The following is an 18645-nucleotide window of genomic DNA, read 5'->3' as shown; positions in this document are numbered from 1 at the left end:
GGCAACGGCAGGCGAACTGGGCGCTCTACGAGATCGCGATCAAGCGCATGGCATACGACGAGAGGACGAAGAGGTACGTGGCGAAGCGAACCTCCGAGGGGAAGTCCCGGAGGGAGGCGATCCGCTGCCTGAAGCGCTACATAGCGCGGGAGGTGTACCGCGTGCTCATGGACCCGAACCCCGACGGCGCCGCGCCGGAAGGCCCCGAGCTCGCGAAGATGCGCAAGGCGATGCGGGTGACCCAGAAGCAGGCCGCCGCGGGGCTCGGCATGTCCGCGGCCTCACTCGGTCACCTGGAACATGGGAGACGGCGGTCGACGAAACTGGAGAGGAGGTATTACGAGCTCCTGTGCGAATTGAAGGGAGCGCTCCCGCAAACTGCCTATTGACAACTTATAGGAGCGTCGGTTTTGATTTTGCCAAATGCGATGTGGTTGGAGGTGGGCGATTTATCGTAGTAATCCGGCATAGTTTTGTTCGCGACGGTACAACCGTGCGTTCACGCGCGGGGCCGGTGGGGCAATTTTGCCCCACCGGCCCGTCTTCGCGCTATTCCGGCTTGGTTACTACCGTGGGAGTCTTATCCGCCGCAACTGGAGTACGAGCGGTGTCCATAGCCAGGCAGTGCTTGGGGCAGCTTTCGATGCACTCGCCGCACACCACGCAGGCGTACGGGTCGATCGACCACGTTCCGCCCTTGCGATCGACCGCGAGCGCGCCCGCCGGGCAGCGGCGCGCGCACATGCCGCAGCAGATGCACACGTCCATGTCGTTGACGATATGCCCGCGCAAGCGCTCGGGTGCCGTCAGCTTCTCCTGCGGATAGCGCACCGTGACCGGCTGCTTGACCATAGAACCTAAGGCCGTCTTGGCAAATGTCAGTAAACTCATGCCGCGCCTACCTTTCCGTGCAGCTAATGCAGGGGTCGATGGTCAGGATAATCATGGGCACGTTGGCAAGGAGCACGCCCTGCAGCGCGTGCGTCAGACCCGCCAGGTTTTGCGACGTCGGCGTTCGCACGCGAAAACGGTCCAGGTTCTTGGTGCCGTTACCGCGCACATAGTAATACGCCTCGCCGCGCGGCTGCTCAATCACAACCTCGCCGCGCGCACCGTCGGCCGGCGTGAGCTTGGTGCGCCCACCGATACCGTCGTGCGGAATCTTGCCCACAAGCTCCTTGATAATATCCATGGCCTGCGTGACCTCGGCACAACGCACCTGGCAGCGGGCATAGCAGTCGCCATCGCTAGCAACGATAGGCTCAAACGCAGCCAGGTCCGCATAGGCGCCGTCGCCAAACACGCGCACGTCGTAATCCACGCCCGAGGCGCGACCGAACGGGCCGACCATCGAAAGCTCCAGCGCGTCCTTCTTGCTGATCACGCCCACGCCATGCAGGCGCTCGCCGCAGCTGTCGTCGTCCAAAAACGTATGCACCAGGGCCTCGTAGTCGGGACGCATGGCATCGAGCGTCTGGACAATTCCGGCCAGCTCGGAGTCCTCGATATCGTGCTTAAGGCCGCCGATCTCGTTAATCGACAAAATCACGCGGCCACCGCACGTGCTCTCGAAGATCTTGAGAATCTGCTCGCGTAGGGTCCACGAACGATAGAACAGCGCCTCGAAACCAAAGGCATCGGCGAGCAGGCCCAGCCACAGCAGGTGCGAGTGAATGCGCGAAAGCTCGTGCAGAATGGTGCGGATATACTGCACGCGGCCGGGCACCTCGATGTCGAGCATGCGCTCGCAGGCGCTGGCATAGCCGCAGCTGTGGCCCACGGCGCAAATGCCGCAGATGCGCTCGGCGATGTAGCCAAACTGGTGCATATCACGCTTTTCGGTGAGCTTCTCGAGTCCGCGGTGCACAAAGCCGATCTGCGGAATTGCCTCGATGACGCGGTCGTCCTCGATCACCAGGTCCAGATGAAGCGGCTCGGGCAGCACCGGGTGCTGCGGGCCAAACGGAATAACGGAGCGATGTGCCATGGGCCTTACGCCTCCTTTTTCTGCTTGTCGCGGGCGGCCTTGGCGGCAAGCGCCGCGCGGACCTTGGCCGCTTTCTCGGGATCCATGGCAGCGAGCTTTGCCTCCATCTCAGCGGCCTTGAGCGCGGCCTTTGCAGCGACCTCATCATGCTGAGCATCGGAGCCGGCAGCCGCAGCGGGCTGAGCAGAGGCGCCCGCGGCATCGCCTGTGCTCGCAGCGCCCTCCCCTGCAGCAGCCGCAGCGGCGGCCTTCTCGGCCGCGGCCTTGCGCGCTTTGGCCTCGGCGGCGGCACGGACCTTCATGGCCTTCTCGCGCGCAGCCTTCACCTCGGGCGTGATAACGCTCATGGGCTCGGCAGTCGAGACCTGGTAGAAAAAGCCCTTAAAGTCAATCTGCATGTCGGTGATGGCAAGACCAAACAGGTCGTGGGCCTCGTTCTCAAACGGGAACACCGCCGGATAGTACGAGCTGATGGACGGAATCTCCTGGTACTGATCAATTCCCTCAACCACCAGGTTCTCGATCGCATAGCTGCCGTCCTGCGCAATATGCTCCTGAGCAGCACGAACGTTGATAAACGTATAGACCAGGCGATACGTGCCGTCGTCGACGTTGCGCTCGGCGTGCATTTGCACAAAGCGCGCGCCGACGCCCTTGAGCGCCTGGACATGCGGCAGGAGCTCGTCAATCCCGACGGTGGTATAGATTGCCTTTTGCATTACTCGGCCTCCTTTGCAGCGGCGGGTGCGGCGGACCTGGTGGACACGTTGGCCTCGTCACCGTCACCGGCACCATCAGCCCCGGCCCCCGCAGCCGCAAACCCGTCATCGCCAAGCTCAACGCCACCATCCCAGGTAGCGGCGCCGCCTACGGTGAGCGGATCGCCACCGGCGCGCATCACGGCCTCCTTCTGGTCCAGGATGCCGCACGCCTCCACAATGGCATCGATCACGGTCTCGGGGCGAATGGCGCACCCGGGCGCGTACACATCCACGGGAATCGCGCGGTCCACGCCGCCGATCACGTTGTAGGCATCGCGGAACACGCCGCCCGAACACGCGCAGATGCCGCACGCCACCACGCACTTGGGCTCGAGCATCTGGTTGTAGATCTGACGCACGACGGGCAGGTTCTGAGCATTGACCGAGCCTGTCACCAAAAAGATATCCGCATGCTTGGGGTTGCCGGTGTTGACCACGCCAAAGCGCTCCGCATCGAACAGCGGCGTGAGCGAGGCCAGCACCTCGATATCGCATCCGTTGCAGCTCGAGCCGTCGTAATGAATAACCCACGGCGAGCGCGACATTTTATGATCCATGGATGCCGCCTCCTAAATAAACACGTCGACGAGGATGGGCATAAGGTTGAGCAGGCCAAACACCAGCGCCACGCCCCAGCCGAGCTTAAAGCAGCTGCGCCAAGTGCTGCGTGCGAAGGTGTTGTCGATCAGCACCTCGACAAAATACGTCGCGGCCATCACGACCAGAGCGACCAGCCAGCTCACCGGGTTGTCCCAAACAAAGAACATGCCCACCCACATCAAAAACAGCGCGGTCTCGCACCAGTGCATAAGGGTCATCTTGGCCAGCGTGCCGCCGCTCATCTCGGTGGCGACGCCCTGGACGATCTCCTGATGCGCGTGATGCGAGTACGAAAGGTCAAACGGCGACTTGCGCAGCTTGATGGTAAGCACCGCGAGCAGCGCGAGGAAAATGGGCGCGCTGTACACGATGATGGGGGCCGACTGCCCCGTCACGGCGATGGAATCGAAGCTATCGGTGGCAAGATACAGGCCCACGCTCATCAGCAAAACGGCGGGCTCGTAACTCATAACCTGCAGCAACTCACGATCGGCGCCGACCTGGGCAAACGGACTTTGCGTCGAGGCGGACGCCAGCACCACAAAGATCGCGGCGAGCGTCACCATAAAAGCGCACAGCAGCGTGTTGGAGCCCGACACAAAGATGCCGCCGCCCACGACGGTAAAGATGAGCGCGCACGCCATGTAGGTATCGTCCATGGTGTTTACGCTGGCAGGGGCTTTGCGCAGGAGCTTGGCAACGTCGTAGAAGGGCTGCAGCAGGCGCGGGCCCACGCGGCCCTGCATGCGGGCCGAAAGCTTACGGTCAACGCCGTCGATCAGGCCACCCACAAACGGCGCCAGCAAGGCAAACGCCACGGTGCCAATAAAAATGCCCACGACGCCCGAGCCTTCAAAATACTTGCCGCGCAGCACCGAGGGCGCGCTCATGGCAAGCCGCTCGGGCCCAATCCACGCGCAACACAGCAGCGCAAACAAGATAATGCTGCAGCACACGACACTACCCACGGGGCCAATACGCTTCTCGCCAAGGGCGTCCTCCGAGTACCAATTGCGCTTTTCGGCCTTCACCTCGTGTCCCATCGAGCCGCGGAAATGGCGATATTTATCGGTTCCCACGCCCGAAAGATATACGTTTACGTGCGGCTTGTTGCTCACGCGGAATGAAGTCAGCAGCACCACGGCGATAAATGCCACGATAACCACCATCAGATACATGGCGTCCTTGCCGATAACGTACGGCACGCGGCCAAACACCATGGCCAAGTAAGGCGACACCAGACCGCTCGAGATAACCGGGAACGCCACGCAGCACAGAATCAGCAGCGCGGCGATGGTGTTGAGGGCCATCCATTCGGTCTTATGGACATTGACCTCAACGTTTTGAGCCGTGGGGTCGACGCCCGAAAGCTTGGCAAGCCACTTGCCCCAGAAGAAAAACGTCGCGGCCGAGCCAAAGGCCAGCACCATAATCATGAGCACGTTGCCGGTCTGCGCGAACGCCACCAGGGCGCCCCACTTGGACACGAGCATGCCAAACGGCGCCACAAACATGCCCATGATGCCCAGCATCATCAGGCGCGTCAGGTGCGGCATGCGGCTGAACATACCGTCCATGTCCTCGATATTGCGGCTGCCGATATGATGCTCGGCCGTGCCCACGCACAGGAACAGCAGCGACTTTGCCACCGTGTGGAACAGGATCAGGAAGATGGCCGCCCATACGGCCTCGGGCGCGCCGACACCCAAGCAAGCACTGATGAGGCCCAAGTTGGAAATGGTGGAGTACGCGAGCACGCGCTTGGCATTGCTCTGCGAGATGGCCATAAGGGCAGCGAGCAAAAACGTGATGGCGCCCACGCTCGTGACCATAAAGCCGGTCACGGGATAGATGGCATAGAGCGGGCTCAGCTTGACCATCAGGAACACGCCGGCTTTGACCATGGTTGACGAGTGCAGCAGGGCGCTCGTGGGCGTGGGGGCAACCATGGCGCCCAACAGCCAAGTGTGGAACGGCATCTGTGCGGCCTTGGTGAGCGCGGCGAGCGACAACAGGATGACCGGCATCACCAGCAGCGCGGACTGCGCGGTTCCGGCGCCGGAAAGCTCAATCATGCCCGAGATGGTCAGCGGCATGCCGTTCACGTGCAGAAACATAAGGCCCGCCAAAAACGCGATGCCGCCCAGCATGTTGAGGATGATCTGGGTAAAGGCGTTCTTGATGGCCTCGGGCGTGCGCGTGTAGCCAATCATAAGGAACGAGCACACGGTGGTGATTTCCCAGCCGCAGAACAGCCACTCAAGGTTATCGCTCGTCACGATGACGAACATGGCCGAGAGGAACAGAAACATAAGCGCCAGGAACTGCGGGCGACGGTCGGGCGCGGTCTGCCCGCGCAGCGCAGCCTCGTGCTCGTCATGGGCCTGGAAGTCCTTCATGTAGCCCAGGGCATACACGCAGATTAGGCTGCCGACGATACCGACGGCGAGGACCATGATCACACTCATGTAGTCCAGGTAGAGCGGCGTCGCCGTGACGGCTTCGGCCGCGGGCAGCGTCATGGCTGCAAAGGCGAGCGAGCCCACCAGCTGGACTATGCCGAGCACCGTGGTGAGCGCGTTCCTGTATTTGTACGCGTTGTACAGGATGACGGCGCACAGAATTACGTCGATGACGGAGCTGATGATCGAGAGCACATGCGAGGTGCCGGGGGCAACCTCAAAGCTCTGCGGACCCGTGCCAAAAAACATGACGGCGACTACAACTGTCACCGCCATAATAATGCCGGAGCCTATGAGCCCCACCGCATCGCGAGCGCGGTCACCGCGCGCGAGCAGCATGCCCAGCGCCGGTACCAGCGGAAACAGGGTAAGGAAATACAGTAGCGTCATACCATCACTCCCCCATGCAAAAACGCTGCAATTGTTTAACGTTATAGCTCAATTGAGGAGCAGCGGCGGCAGGTTTTCGGTCAACTGGGGAGTTTTAGGCGTACGAGGCAAGGGCCTGTCCGCATTGGAGTAGAGGGGCGGCAAGAAAAATGCGCCCCCGTGGGCGCACCATCCCGTTTGCTATTCCGCCTTTTTAACGCGCGGCTTGCGACCGCGCGGCTTATCGACCAGTGCGGCCTCACCGCTCTCGCGGTACTGACGGCACCAAGCCTTGACCGAAGACTCGCTGGGAATCTTGTGCTTGATCATGGCCTCGCGAACCGTCAAGCCGTTTTCCAGACGGTCCTTAACCACAGCGAGCTTTACGTCGTACGAATAGGTGTGATGATGCGAACCGGCATTGAGAACGGCGTCGGCACCGCCCACGGCATACGCGCGGGCCCACTGACGAGCCGTGGCCTGGGGAATGCCAAGCTCCGCGGCGAGGGCGCGATGACCGACCCCCTCTTGGAGGATCTCGACGGCGCGCTGCCTAACCTCGGGCGCATGCGTGCGAGTCCTAGTTGCTTCCGACATACCTGCCACTTCTTAGCCTTAGCCGTTAATCTGCTTTCTTACGTGCAAGTTAGATAGTAACATTTTACTGTTTGCTCAAAGCAGTTAATTAAAATAGACGCGGCGTTATCTGGGCATTTGGCACCAAATTACGACATTTCTTTATCGATTATTTACGCTGGTAGCTGACTCGCAGCTAATCGTCATTCGCTTGTCAACAAAATTGGCATCTCTTTATGTCCTTTGGTATAGAGGATATAGTTATTAACCCCTCCCCCAATATTTTTGAGTGATCTGCAAGGCAGTAGACGTCCTCACTCCTCATGATTACCGCGCATTGCCATCCACCGGAGCAAAACAAAAAGGGCGGGACCTGCTGCGCTTGCAGGCCCCGCACCGGTTGACACCCGACGGGACACAGCCGGGCGAGACGGATCCGTGCTACCGCCCCGCCTAGCCGCGATGTTCAACTACAGCTCGTTGGCCACGTGATACGCCGTGCGGATGGCGCTCGCAATGTCGGCGGTGCGCTCACCCGAGCAGTCGCCCACGCAGGTCACGGGCACCGTCACGCCATCCAGGTCAAACGCGTTGGCCTTGGAGCCCACGGCCATCACCACGTAATCGCAGGCGATCTTCACCGGCTCCTCGGCACCGTCCTCGGTGGTGCGAACAGCCTCCACGCCCTCGTCGGTAATGGCGGTCAGGCGGGTCTTAACATGCTGCTCTACGTTGTGCACGGCAAAGTCGCTCATAATCAGCGGCAGAATGGTCTCGGACTCGCCCGCGGCAATCTTGTCGAGCATCTCGACAATCGCCACCTCGCAGCCGTGCTGCAGCAGATACTCGGCAGTCTCGGTGCCCACCAGGCCACCGCCAATGACGGCGACGCGGCCGTTGAGCTCCACCTTGCCGGCCAGCACGTCCCAGCTCGAAACGACCTTGTCCGAGTCGGCACCCGGAACGGGGATGACCACGTCGTGCGCGCCCACAGCCACAATCGCGGCGTCGGCGGCGTTGAGGTCCTCAGCGGTAGCGGCATGGCTGAGCTCAACCTTCACGCCCAGGCCAGGCAGAATCTTCTCGTAGTACTCGACCGAGCGCATGATCTCGTCCTTGCGCGGAGGCGCAGCCGCCAGCACAATCTGGCCGCCCAGATGATCGCTCGCCTCGTAGATGGTCACGTCGTAGCCGCGCTTGGCCGCCACGCGTGCGGCCTCCAGGCCGGCGATGCCGCCGCCCACCACGGCGATCTTCTTGTCGCCCTCGCCCGGCTTGATGGCGATGGTCGCCTCGTCGCCGTTCTCGGCATTGAGCACGCACGAGATGTACTTGCGATTTTGAATCGCGTCGACGCAGCCCTTGTTGCAGTTGAGGCACTCGCGGATGGGCTCACCCGTGGCGGCCTTCAGCGCAATGTCGGGGTCGCACATGAGCGAGCGGCCATAGGCGATGATGTCAGCCGAGCCATCCTCCAGGATCTTCTCGCCGGCCTCGACCGAGACAACACGGCCCACGGTTGCCACCGGCACAGAGACCAGGGCCTTGACGCGCTCGGCCACCGGCAGCGTCCAGTTGTAGGGCATGGCACCCATGGGTGGAATGGTGTCGCCCATGTTGCCGGTGTGGTTGGCCTGTGCAACCTGGATCATATCGATGCCCGCGCCCTCGAGCAGCTTGGCGAACTCGCAGGCCTCGTCGGGCTGCAGGCCACCCTTGCCGCGCGGCGTGCCGTCGGGGTTCTCCATGATCACGGGGAGCTTGTACTCCACCATCAGCTGCGGCGCGGCCTCCTTAATGGCGGCGACGACCTCCAGCGCGTAGCGAACGCGGTTCTCGAACGAACCACCGTACTCGTCGGTGCGCTGGTTGAGGATGGCCGAGCACAGCGAACCCACCAGGCGGTCGCCGTGGACCTCGATAGCGTCGATCCCGGCCTGCTGTGCGCGAGCGGCCGAGGCAGCGATGGCCTCCTTGATCTGGGTGAGCTGCTCTACGCTCGCCTCGTTCACAAAGTGCTGCATGTCGTGATGCAGCTTGGCGTAGGCCTGGTTGCGGATCTCGTTGGACTCGGCCATCTTGGCGGCAAAGGTCTCCTCGTCGCCGGCGGCCTTGGCCTCCTGCGCGGCCTTGGCGGCGGCCATGGATCCCATGACCATGCGGCCGACACCGGGCACATCGTACTCGGGGTGGAACAGCTGCAGCGCGACCTTGGCGCCGTGCTTGTGGACGGCGTCGGCCAGCGCCTTAAACGTGGGGATCTGGGCGTCGGTTGCCAGCTTGGGCGTGGGGCTTGCGGTCATGACGGGAGCGACGTCGCCGATGACGATGTAGCTCACGCCGCCACGAGCCAGACGCTCGTAAAAAGCCAGGCTGCGCTCGCCAATGGAACCGTCGCGCTCCTCGTAGCCGGTGGTCAGCGGCGGGAACATAATGCGGTTTTTGAGCTCAAGGGGGCCAACCGTAATGGGCTGAAGCAGCTTGGATGCAGGTGCGGTCATGGACATTCCTCTCTTGTAGGCGCGGCGGCGATGTTGCCGCGTAGTTGTCTAGAGGATATGGCATGGAGGCACAGCAGCACAACGGAAATCGGCGAATATCAGGTGGCGGCAGGTGGATGGGGCAGAGCGGCCCGTCGGTTTGCCCGCCGGTTTATCTCAATCTGTAACAGTTACGCGGCAAAACCGGGTCTTACTGTTACAGATCGAGACATTCCTCTCGGCCCATCCTCAACAATCTAGATCTGTAACAGCTAGGCCCACTTTTGGCCCCTATCTGTTACAGATCGAGACAAACCAAACCCGCCTGCTAGAAAATCTCAATCTGTAACGGTTACTCGGCAAAAACCGTCCCTCGTGTTACAGATTTAGACAAACACGACCCAACCCACCGGTATATCTCGGTCTGTAACACCTAGTCGCCCAAATCGGGTCTAGATGTTACAGACCGAGATTTTGTTTGAGAGACCGAGAATTGGACCGAAAACACGGTCCCGAAATAACAAAAAAGCTCGCCGGCTAGGCCGACGAGCTGCAAGTTCTTGGTCGCGGGGGCAGGATTTGAACCTACGACCTCCGGGTTATGAGCCCGGCGAGCTACCAGACTGCTCCACCCCGCAATGTCTGGGCGCCTCATGTGCGCAAGAAAGAATATTACGCGGGAGTTCGGTAAACGGCAAGGAAAATCTCGTAGAGCATAATTCCTTCATATTTAAACCCCTCAGCCCCTATCACCGTAAACGAATCGCAGCCGAGCGCCGTCGACGGCACGTATACAATGGTGCGCGTCCTTTTATGCCAACACCGGGAGTAGACATGCTGCTCGCTATCGATATGGGAAACACGCAGACGGCCATGGGGCTGTTTGACGGAGACGAGCTGGTGCAGTCGTGGCGTATGCCCACCGACCGCTCCTATACCGCCGACGAGATCCACGTGCGCCTGATGGGCTTCTTTAAGATGTACGACCTCTCGCTCGGCGCGGTCGACGCGATCGCCTTTGCCGGCGTGGTGCCGCAGCTCTCGCGCGAGTGGCACGCCGTGGCCGACCGCATTGCCGCGGACGCCATCGTCATCGGGCCGCAGACGGCCGCCGTGACCAAGCTGCGGGCGGCGCGCCCCCAGGCCGTTGGTGCCGACCGCATCGCCAACGCCGTCGCTGCCGAGACCTTCTACGACGCACCGGCGATCGTGGTGGACTTTGGCACCGCAACCAATATCGACGTCATTGATGAGGACGGCTATTACATTGGCGGAGCGATTGCGCCGGGCATCCGTATCTCCATGGACGCGCTTGCTGCCCGTGCCGCCAAGCTCGCCAGCGTGCCGCTCGAGGCGCCCGAGCACGCCATCGGCCGTGACACCGAGGAATGCATCAAGGTCGGCGCCGTGGTGGGCGCTGCCGCCATGGCCGAGGGCCTGGTCACACGCATGAAGCGCGAGCTGGGTCGTGAGGACGCCACCGTTATCGCCACGGGCGGTCTCGCCGGCATCGTCGCCGATTCGACCGATGCCTTCGACGTGGTCGACGGACAACTCACCATCAAAGGCATCTGCGAAATCTACCGCCGCATGCAGGAGCTGGGATAGAGCAGGGGCTTAAGTCAAGCACGCCCGATGCCACAGTCCCCGCAAACGTTCGCCAAGCCCATTCCCCAGACAGGCGAAACCCTCCCCGGCACAGGCCGAGAAGGGTCTTGTTGTCATCGTTATCTTTGAGCGCGGGCGCCACGCGTTACAGTCCGCGAATTCGTACGGCCTCGGGCGGAAACTCCTGCTCGCCGGCATCGGTCTTGATAGTCGCACGACCCCAGATATCCAGGCCCGCAAACACACCGACCGCAAGCGGCAAGCCGTTGGGCGACACCGCCGCAACTTGGCGACCGAGCAGCGGCACCATGTCGAAGTACTCGCCCAGCACGGGGGCCAGCGGACCGGCAGCACCCTGTGGCGTGTTGGCAACAACCGCCCAGGCGTCCACGCGGGTCAACACGGCGGCGGCCAGCGCCTCGACCAGCGCTTCGTCAGCCACACCCACACCGAGCTCGCTCAACGCCGAACGCTCAATATCCACCGTCACGGCACCGAACATGCCCGCAGCACCGGCACCGCCGTTGACGGCGACGCGCGCGAGCGACGTCTCAAACGCGGGCGCGCCGCACACGATGTCACTCGGCCACTGGATGCCCACTTTGCCGGCAAGCCCCAGGCCCGGCGTTGCGGCCGTGCCCGCGAGCGCGTCCATCATACCCATTGCGGCCACAAACGGCAGGCCGTGGAAGGCGTGCATATTCACATCCGGACGCACGACCAGCGAAAACGTCAGCGAAGCATCGCCCGCGCTCCAAGCGCACCAGCCCGCGGACGCACCCTCGCGGCCCGCGTCGCGCGCGGCGTCAAGCTCGGTACCGGCAACAACAGCATTCATCTCGATCATCTACATACGCCCCAATTCGCCCACGATATGGCCCACGCGGTCCTCGGGCTCCTTGACCTCGACGCCGTTGTAGCGGAAGAACCGCGCCGGATCGTGCATCAAGTCCTCGAGCGGCACCAGCACAAAATCGCGCTCGCCGATCAGCGGATGCGGCAGGCGCAGCTTTTTGCCGCCGTGGGTCTCGCCGTCCATCCACAGCAGGTCCAGGTCGATGGTGCGCGGGCCGTTGGCCTTGGCCTTTTTGGAGCGGTCGCGCCCCAGCTCAGCCTCGATCTTCATAAGCTCGTCGAGCAGCACCAACGGCGCCAGCTCGGTCTTGATCTCGATGACGGCGTTGGCAAACGCGTCCTGGCGCGTCTCGTAGGCAGGCTCGCTCTCGTAGATCTTGGAGGAGTTGGACACGCAGGTGAGTGGAATCTCGGCGATCATCTCGCGTGCGGCGCGAATGTTGTCGCAGCGATGCCCCAGGTTGGAGCCCACGGCCACAAACGCGCGGCGCGGCTGCGGCTTGGCAACCGCCCAGTAGCCGTTCAGGAACTGCGCAAAACCCGCGGCGTCGTGCACGCGCACGATGTTGGCACCGGCCTGGATGGCGCCCAGGCACACGCCAAACGTAGCGGCATCGCGCTCGGCGGCCTCGGTCACGCCCGAGACGGCGCCCACAAAGCGCTTGCGCGACACGGCGCACATGAGCGGATAGCCCAGTGACGCCATCTTGGCAGTCTCGCGCTGGATGACGATGTCCTCGTTAGCCGACTTACCAAAGCCCGGGCCAGGATCGATGCAGATGCGGTCGCGCGACACGCCGGCATGGATGAGTGTGCGGGCCTGGTCGGACAGAAAGCCCATGACGCGGCGCATGATGGGCGCCGAATCGGGCAGGGTGAAGCGGCGGAGCTGCGAGGTGGGCACGTAGGCTTCCTCGCGGCGGGCGCTGCGGCGCATCATGGCGGCCAGACGGTCATTGGACTCCGATGCGGCCTCGGTGGCTGCGGGCGCGGCCTCGGGCGCGGGCGCGACGGTCTCGGCGGCAGCAGCCTGCTCGGCGGCCGGCGTCTCCTGCTCGCTTGCAGGCTCGGACGTGGGCTCCGGTTTGCCAAACGGCAACGAGGGCTGCACCACGCCGCCCGGAAGCTTGGCCTCCGGCTTAGGATCGCCCAGCAGCTTGCCGCGACGGCGGCGAGCCGGCTTCTCGGCCTCACGCGCGGCCTCGGCAGCCGCCTCGCGCGCCTTCTCGGCAACAAACGCCGCTGCCGAGGTATCGAGCTGCACCGTTGCGTGCGTGCGGGTGGGCGCGGCGACCTCGCCGGCATGCATCACGATGACGCCGCAGGTACTCGTCTTAACAAACTCGACCATCTTGGGATCGGTGAAGCCCGTCACGTCGTTGACGATCGAGGCGCCGCAGCGCACGGCCGCCTTGGCAACCGCCACATGACGCGTGTCGATCGAGACAATGGCGCCCTCCTTGGCCAGCGCGCGCACCACGGGCAGCACGCGGCGAGCTTCCTCGTCGGGGTTGACCGGGGTAAAACCAGGGCGCGTGGACTCACCGCCCACGTCGATGATGTCGGCGCCGGCATCGAGCATCGCCAGGCCGTACTCGATGGCGGCATCGGGGTCGAAGTGCTCCCCGCCGTCGCTAAACGAATCGGGCGTCACGTTGAGGACGCCCATGATGCGCGGACGGTCAAAGCTGAGCTCATACTTTCCGCACCGCCATGTCTTGCTGTCGTTCGCCATGAACATCCTCCTAAAATGCCCACGCCGCCGAGCTTGGGGAGCTGGCGGCGGGGTCGCTTTGCACTCAGTCTTTCTATTGTATCCGCGCGCGCGGGCTAGAACGCAAACGCGGCCGCGATGTCGCAAGAAATCAGCAGGTCGGCATTTGCATCCTGATCGGTGGGAGCAAGATTGCAAATGGCCAGCGTATCGCCGGTAAAGTAACGCGTAAGGCCCGCCGCCGGATACACCACGAGCGAGGTCCCGCCCACAATGAGGGCATCGGCCGCGGCGATGGCGGCAACGGCACCGGTCAACACATGCTCATGGAGCTGCTCTTCGTAGAGCACTACATCGGGCTTGATGCGGCCACCGCACGCGGGGCACGCAGGCACGCCCGCGGCATCCTCGTGCTCGCGCGAGCAAATCCACTCGGCGCTATAGACCGCGCCGCACGACTGGCAAATGTTGCGATGGACCGATCCGTGCAGCTCAAACACTCGCTGTGAGCCGGCCATCTGATGCAGGCCGTCGATATTTTGCGTCACCACGGCGTCGAGCTTGCCGGCGCGCTCCAGCTCGGCCAGCTTGGTGTGGCAGCGGTTGGGTTTAGCGTTAAGCGCGATCATCTTGGTGCGGTAAAAGTCGAAGAACTCCGCAGGATGCGCCTCGTAAAAGCTATGCGACAGCATGGTCTCGGGCGGATAGGCAAACTGCTGGTGATACAGGCCGTCCACGCTGCGGAAATCGGGAATGCCACTTGCCGTGGAAACACCAGCGCCGCCAAAGAAGACCACGCGCTTGTGGGTGTCAAACAGATCCGCCAGCGCGGCGGAGGCCTGCCTGGGGTCCGATATTGCCTGCGTCATATGAGTCCTCCGTCCTTAGTTAGTCGGGCAGCGTTGAGCGACGTCCCAGCATGCGGCCTTTAAGTCAGCATGCGCGGATCCCACCCCGCCCCTGTTGCGCTAATCTTAAGCCTGCCAACCCCGTCGAAAGGACACCATGCCTCAGACTTACACCTTTGCCTCGTGGAACGTTAACGGCCTGCGCGCCGTGCTCAAAAAGGACCCGAGCTTTATCCAGATCGCGCAAGAACTCGACGTCGATATCCTGGCGTTGCAAGAGACCAAGCTGCAAGAAGGCCAGGTTGATATTGACCTGCCCGGCTATCGCCAAACCTGGAGCTACGCCGAGCGTAAAGGCTATTCGGGCACTGCGGTCTTTAGCCGCCAGGAACCGCTGCGCGTGCTGCACGCCGACGCGCTGTTACCCTACGCCGGCGAGGGCGAGGCGGCCGAACTCGTCGCCCAAGCCGCGACCGAGGGCCGCGTCTGCGCGCTGGAGTTCGACAAGTTCTGGTTTGTGGATGTCTACACTCCCAACGCGCAAAACGAACTCGCCCGCATCGACGTGCGCATGGCCTGGGACGATGCCTACCGCGGCTTTTTGAACGCGCTCGAGTGCGAGACCGGCAAACCCGTCGTAACTTGCGGCGACTTTAACGTGGCGCACGAGGAGATCGACCTTAAGAACCCCAAGTCCAACCGCGGCAACGCAGGCTTTTCGGACGAGGAGCGCGGCAAGTTTACCGAGCTGCTCAACGGCGGGTTTACCGATACCTGGCGCGCGGCAAACCCCGACGTCGAGGGCGTCTACAGCTGGTGGAGCTACCGCTTTAATGCCCGTAAGAACAACGCAGGCTGGCGCATCGATTACTTTCTGGTAAGCGATTCGATCGCCGCCAACGTTCGCGACACCGGTATCCGTGGCGATATCTTCGGCAGCGACCACTGCCCCGTCACCCTCACGCTAGAGCTCTAGCCCCAAGTAATTTCCTGGGGGACAGAGGAAAACAGATCATGTGACCCCTCTCCCCCTATAAGTTGCGGTGGAATAGTTCCTGTTTGGGCAGCAAATAGCCAAAAACGAGAACTATTCCACCGCAAGTTCGTGAGGGAACGCGAAATGTCCTACAGCCCGTATTTCACGACGACACGGTTAATGCGGCGACACCAAGGCTTGTACAAGGCGGCCAAAAACACGCAGGTCGCAAGGCCGTGCGTAATATCGAACGGCACTGCCGTGGCAAGACGCGCCGCGGCACCCGCCCAAGTAAGCGGCTGTACAAAACCAATGATGTCATACGCGTTGATCACGACGCCATAGAGCAGGCCCGACGCAAAGCCGTACGCCAGCAGCGCTGGCATGCGCACGGTGCCGTCGGCGCGGTCGAACGCACCCGCATACGCCAGCACACCGCCAACGTATCCCACGAGCCCCCAGGCATACATCTGCCACGGCGTCCACATGCCCTGTCCAAAAAAGAAATTGCTGGTCAGCGCCGCCAGCGCGCCAACCATAAAACCATTGCGGCGACCAAGCGTCGCCCCCGCGATAATGGCGATGGCGCTCACCGGTTTAAAGTCAGGAATGGGCCCAAACAGGATGCGCCCCGCCGCCGCCAGCGCCGCCAGCACCAGCGTGGGCATAATCTGGCGCAGGCCTGGTCGCGACGCCTCGTAGCCTGCAAAGAACAGCGCAAGCACCAGCGCCACCACGACAAGCATGGCGAGCGCCGCCTGCTCAACACCCGACAGTAACGCCGCAGCCATCACCGCCGGCACTGCCAACAACAGCGGGATCTCCAGTTTTGCAAGCAAACGCGAGAAACGACAGTCCGTCATCCTATCACGCCCTATAGAACACGTTGTCGGCAAAGAAGTCGGCCGGCGGCTCCATGCAGGCAATCTCGCCGTCAAACATCATGGCGACGTCGTCGGCTACCTGCTCGGCAAAGTCCAAATCGTGCGTAGCCATGATGACGGTGCCGCCAGCCTTCGCATGGTCACGCAGGGCGCGGGCGATGATGCGGCGGCTGAACAGGTCTAGACCCTTGGTGGGCTCATCGAGCAATAGCAGTTCGGGGCCGATTAGCAGCAGTTTTGCCAATGCAAGCAGTTGACGCTGCCCGCCCGAAAGATCGTACGGATGGCGTCCATCCAGACCCGACAACCCCAAGCTCGCCGCACGCTCCCGCGCCAAGTTCTCGTCATATCCGCAGGTCGAGGCCCATTCCATCAGCTCATCGCGAACCGTCTCGGCAACCAGCAATGCTTTGGGGTTCTGAGGCAGCAGCGCCGCCGAGGCCGCTCCGCGCACCATGCGGCCGCGCTGCAGCTTGGCGGTCTTCGCCAGCACCGAGAGCATCGTCGACTTGCCGCAGCCGTTACCGCCAACAACCGCATGCACTGCACCGGCCGAAAACGACGCATCGAGCCCACGCAACACCCAGCCGGACGCTCGATCGTAGCGAAACCAACCTTCCGACAGGGTGGTAGCCGACCCAACGTGCATTTTTTGGAGTATTCTGCTTCCATCCGTGCGCGAGAAGGCTTCCAAGCCGTTCTCGAGCGACGTTTGCGCCACAAATTCGGACGATTTGTCCAATTCTGAACTTTTTTTCGCGCTCGATACGTCCCCGGGCGGCTCCAGAGAGCCCAAACTGTCCTCACGCCTGCTGAATACTCCGTTTTTTGTACATCGGATGGCACCCCACCCCAACGTGTCATCGGAAAACAGCGATTCTCGGCGTCCCAAAGATGCCATATCCGCCGCCTCGTGCACGCGGCCATCCTCAATCCGGTACGCACACGTCGCGTATTCGAGCATTGGGTGCGGCTGATGCGTCGCCACAACAACCGTGCAGCCCAGCTCGCGATTCACACGAAACAGCGCGTGCAGGAAATTCTTCTCGGCAACGGGATCGAGCTGAGACGTGGGCTCGTCGAGCAGCAGCACGTGCGGGCGCAGCGCCAGAACGGCGGCAAGCGACAGCAGCTGCTTGCGGCCACCCGAAAGCGTATCGGTATCGCGATGAAGCCAGTCCTCCAGACCAAAGAAATAGCTGGTCTCGGCAACACGGCGGCGCATCTCATCACGTGCTAGCCCCAAGTTTTCCAGGCCAAACGCCATCTCGTGCCACACGGTTTCGCACACGATCTGGTTCTCGGGATCCTGGAACACATAGCCCACGCGCTCCGCCGATGCCCGTACGTCCATGTCGGCAACGTTCTCGCCCAGCACGCTCAGTTCGCCAGTGCGCTCGCCCGCCGGAGCGATCTCGGGCTTGAGCAGCGACAGCAGCGTCGACTTACCCGATCCGGTACCGCCAACAAGCAGCGCAAATGCACCTTGGGGAACAGACCAGTCGAGCCCCTCGAGCACCGCAGCATCAGCATCGGGGTAGGCAAAGCTCAGGCTCCGCACCTCAATCGCCGGCGCGGCCGAGCCATATGCCACACCCGCCGCCGAGCTCCTATCCAACCGAGCCATCAGCCAAACCTCTTCTCATCAATCGCGTGCGACGCGCAAGGCAGCATCATCCAGGCAGCGTACACGACATAGCCCAACCACGGCGCCGGCACCGATAGTTGCGGGTAAAACGAATACTGCATCGTCGCAGTCCACGCCACTGCCGTCGTGGCCATGCCAAACAGCGCAAGCCCCACCAGCGCGGCAACATCGCCGCGCCCCAACCGATACCGCGCATACGTCGTACGACGTGTCGCGGCACCCCATCCGCGCGAGCGCATGGCGTCGGCGCGCTCCAGTGAATCCTCCATGCCCCAGCCCATCAGCACGCTCGAGGCCCGTAAGCGCGAGCGCACGGGGTCGGCCGGAGCGCGCCCCGGAACATCGATCGCATTCTGTACCGCCAGCACCGTGCGGCCGCGGCGCAAAAACTGCGGGATAAGCCGCATGCACATCGAGATCATGAGCGCGAGCACCGGTGCGGCGTTGCCCAGCAACGCGAGCACCTTATCGTATTCGAGCATCGACGCCGTAGCCTCAAACCACAGCACGCTCGCCACAAACAGCCCGCCCATACACAGACCGTATACCATGCTCTCCAAATACACTGCGCGCATGCCGATGCGGAACACCTCCGTCGAGCCCGAGGCGCTAAACAGCGGATTCACCAGCGCGATAATCAAAATCACCGGCAGCTGCCAGCGAAGCGCGCTCAGCGTGCGAGCAGCCCCGCGGGTCGCAAAGCCGTATGCCAGCCCGCCCGCGAGCGACAGCGCGATCAGCACCGGCTGCATCGAGAACATGGTGAGCCCCAGCGTCAGCGCCATGTAGAGCGCAGGCACCGCCGGGTGCGACATCGAGAATGCCGCGACGGGCTCGCCGCCAAACTCCTCTTGTATGTTGTCCACGGGCACCCCCG

Annotated in this window: 15 protein-coding genes, 1 tRNA gene and 1 pseudogene; 3 read left to right on the top strand and 14 right to left on the bottom strand. The window is 62.6% G+C overall.

Annotated elements, in window-relative coordinates; genetic code table 11:
- Positions 1–167: pseudogene (locus tag HMPREF9463_RS11245) on the top strand (IS110 family transposase); the annotation flags it as partial.
- Between the two features lie 382 nt (positions 168–549).
- Here HMPREF9463_RS11245 and HMPREF9463_RS00515 read toward each other — a convergent pair.
- The 8 genes from HMPREF9463_RS00515 to HMPREF9463_RS00480 all read right to left on the bottom strand — a co-directional run bounded on the left by HMPREF9463_RS00515 (position 550) and on the right by HMPREF9463_RS00480 (position 9873).
- A complete protein-coding gene (locus tag HMPREF9463_RS00515; protein ID WP_035136581.1) occupies positions 550–891 on the bottom strand; it encodes a 4Fe-4S dicluster domain-containing protein in 342 nt (113 codons plus the stop codon).
- 7 nt (positions 892–898) lie between these two features.
- On the bottom strand, positions 899–1987 hold the full coding sequence (locus tag HMPREF9463_RS00510) for a hydrogenase large subunit (protein WP_035136580.1): 1089 nt from the start codon (positions 1985–1987) through the stop codon (positions 899–901).
- Between the two features lie 5 nt (positions 1988–1992).
- Positions 1993–2706, bottom strand: coding sequence for an NADH-quinone oxidoreductase subunit C (locus HMPREF9463_RS00505; RefSeq protein ID WP_035136579.1), 714 nt, complete (start codon positions 2704–2706; stop codon positions 1993–1995).
- Positions 2706–3305, bottom strand: coding sequence for an NADH-quinone oxidoreductase subunit B family protein (locus HMPREF9463_RS00500; protein ID WP_035136578.1), 600 nt, complete (start codon positions 3303–3305; stop codon positions 2706–2708). Before HMPREF9463_RS00500 ends, HMPREF9463_RS00505 begins: the two co-directional genes overlap by 1 nt.
- Before the next feature lie 12 nt (positions 3306–3317).
- A complete protein-coding gene (locus HMPREF9463_RS00495; RefSeq protein ID WP_035136576.1) occupies positions 3318–6200 on the bottom strand; it encodes a proton-conducting transporter transmembrane domain-containing protein in 2883 nt (960 codons plus the stop codon).
- A 180-nt stretch (positions 6201–6380) separates the two neighbouring features.
- Complete coding sequence (locus HMPREF9463_RS00490) at positions 6381–6776, bottom strand: helix-turn-helix domain-containing protein (RefSeq protein WP_035136573.1); 396 nt, start codon at positions 6774–6776, stop codon at positions 6381–6383.
- Positions 6777–7225: 449 nt separating this feature from the next.
- Complete coding sequence (bilR, locus tag HMPREF9463_RS00485) at positions 7226–9256, bottom strand: bilirubin reductase, long form (protein WP_035136572.1); 2031 nt, start codon at positions 9254–9256, stop codon at positions 7226–7228.
- A gap of 540 nt (positions 9257–9796) precedes the next feature.
- Positions 9797–9873, bottom strand: a tRNA-Met gene (locus HMPREF9463_RS00480).
- Between the two features lie 196 nt (positions 9874–10069).
- On the opposite strand from HMPREF9463_RS00480, the gene HMPREF9463_RS00475 reads away from it, so the two are divergent.
- Positions 10070–10843 (top strand): type III pantothenate kinase, encoded by a 774-nt coding sequence (locus HMPREF9463_RS00475; RefSeq protein ID WP_035136570.1) that lies wholly within the window; start codon positions 10070–10072, stop codon positions 10841–10843.
- A 145-nt stretch (positions 10844–10988) separates the two neighbouring features.
- Here the strand turns inward: HMPREF9463_RS00475 and HMPREF9463_RS00470 are convergent, their stop codons facing one another.
- The 3 genes from HMPREF9463_RS00470 to HMPREF9463_RS00460 all read right to left on the bottom strand — a co-directional run bounded on the left by HMPREF9463_RS00470 (position 10989) and on the right by HMPREF9463_RS00460 (position 14281).
- Positions 10989–11690, bottom strand: coding sequence for a hypothetical protein (locus HMPREF9463_RS00470; protein WP_035136568.1), 702 nt, complete (start codon positions 11688–11690; stop codon positions 10989–10991).
- Positions 11691–13433 (bottom strand): dihydropteroate synthase, encoded by a 1743-nt coding sequence (gene folP, locus HMPREF9463_RS00465; RefSeq protein WP_035136566.1) that lies wholly within the window; start codon positions 13431–13433, stop codon positions 11691–11693.
- A gap of 95 nt (positions 13434–13528) precedes the next feature.
- The gene (locus tag HMPREF9463_RS00460) at positions 13529–14281 is read right to left on the bottom strand and encodes an NAD-dependent protein deacylase (protein WP_035136565.1); all 753 of its coding nucleotides are present in this window, start codon (positions 14279–14281) and stop codon (positions 13529–13531) included.
- A gap of 136 nt (positions 14282–14417) precedes the next feature.
- Between HMPREF9463_RS00460 and HMPREF9463_RS00455 the strand changes: the two genes are divergently transcribed.
- Positions 14418–15236 carry an exodeoxyribonuclease III gene (locus tag HMPREF9463_RS00455; protein WP_035136564.1) on the top strand — a complete coding sequence of 273 codons (819 nt, stop codon included), beginning with the start codon at positions 14418–14420 and terminating at the stop codon, positions 15234–15236.
- Between the two features lie 149 nt (positions 15237–15385).
- Here HMPREF9463_RS00455 and HMPREF9463_RS00450 read toward each other — a convergent pair whose 3' ends face one another.
- From HMPREF9463_RS00450 to HMPREF9463_RS00440, 3 genes are read right to left on the bottom strand one after another with little or no spacing between them, the layout of a single operon-like run.
- Positions 15386–16099 carry a DUF6580 family putative transport protein gene (locus HMPREF9463_RS00450; protein ID WP_035136563.1) on the bottom strand — a complete coding sequence of 238 codons (714 nt, stop codon included), beginning with the start codon at positions 16097–16099 and terminating at the stop codon, positions 15386–15388.
- Between the two features lie 4 nt (positions 16100–16103).
- On the bottom strand, positions 16104–17714 hold the full coding sequence (locus HMPREF9463_RS00445; protein ID WP_035137110.1) for an ABC transporter ATP-binding protein: 1611 nt from the start codon (positions 17712–17714) through the stop codon (positions 16104–16106).
- A gap of 32 nt (positions 17715–17746) precedes the next feature.
- Positions 17747–18634, bottom strand: a complete 888-nt coding sequence (locus tag HMPREF9463_RS00440; RefSeq protein ID WP_232219712.1) for an energy-coupling factor transporter transmembrane component T — start codon at positions 18632–18634, stop codon at positions 17747–17749.
- Positions 18635–18645: the final 11 nt, after the last annotated feature.

It is taken from the genome of Collinsella sp. 4_8_47FAA (assembly GCF_000763055.1).
Taxonomy (GTDB): Bacteria; Actinomycetota; Coriobacteriia; order Coriobacteriales; family Coriobacteriaceae; genus Collinsella.
This window is presented reverse-complemented; position numbering and strand designations above follow the sequence as displayed.

Bases quoted from the DNA above. Each gene is read 5' to 3' on its own strand.
- HMPREF9463_RS00515 (WP_035136581.1), bottom strand. From the start codon at position 891: ATGAGTTTACTGACATTTGCCAAGACGGCCTTAGGTTCTATGGTCAAG.
- HMPREF9463_RS00510 (WP_035136580.1), bottom strand. From the start codon at position 1,987: ATGGCACATCGCTCCGTTATTCCGTTTGGCCCGCAGCACCCGGTGCTG.
- HMPREF9463_RS00505 (WP_035136579.1), bottom strand. From the start codon at position 2,706: ATGCAAAAGGCAATCTATACCACCGTCGGGATTGACGAGCTCCTGCCG.
- HMPREF9463_RS00500 (WP_035136578.1), bottom strand. From the start codon at position 3,305: ATGGATCATAAAATGTCGCGCTCGCCGTGGGTTATTCATTACGACGGC.
- HMPREF9463_RS00495 (WP_035136576.1), bottom strand. From the start codon at position 6,200: ATGACGCTACTGTATTTCCTTACCCTGTTTCCGCTGGTACCGGCGCTG.
- HMPREF9463_RS00490 (WP_035136573.1), bottom strand. From the start codon at position 6,776: ATGTCGGAAGCAACTAGGACTCGCACGCATGCGCCCGAGGTTAGGCAG.
- bilR (WP_035136572.1), bottom strand. From the start codon at position 9,256: ATGACCGCACCTGCATCCAAGCTGCTTCAGCCCATTACGGTTGGCCCC.
- HMPREF9463_RS00475 (WP_035136570.1), top strand. From the start codon at position 10,070: ATGCTGCTCGCTATCGATATGGGAAACACGCAGACGGCCATGGGGCTG.
- HMPREF9463_RS00470 (WP_035136568.1), bottom strand. From the start codon at position 11,690: ATGATCGAGATGAATGCTGTTGTTGCCGGTACCGAGCTTGACGCCGCG.
- folP (WP_035136566.1), bottom strand. From the start codon at position 13,433: ATGGCGAACGACAGCAAGACATGGCGGTGCGGAAAGTATGAGCTCAGC.
- HMPREF9463_RS00460 (WP_035136565.1), bottom strand. From the start codon at position 14,281: ATGACGCAGGCAATATCGGACCCCAGGCAGGCCTCCGCCGCGCTGGCG.
- HMPREF9463_RS00455 (WP_035136564.1), top strand. From the start codon at position 14,418: ATGCCTCAGACTTACACCTTTGCCTCGTGGAACGTTAACGGCCTGCGC.
- HMPREF9463_RS00450 (WP_035136563.1), bottom strand. From the start codon at position 16,099: ATGACGGACTGTCGTTTCTCGCGTTTGCTTGCAAAACTGGAGATCCCG.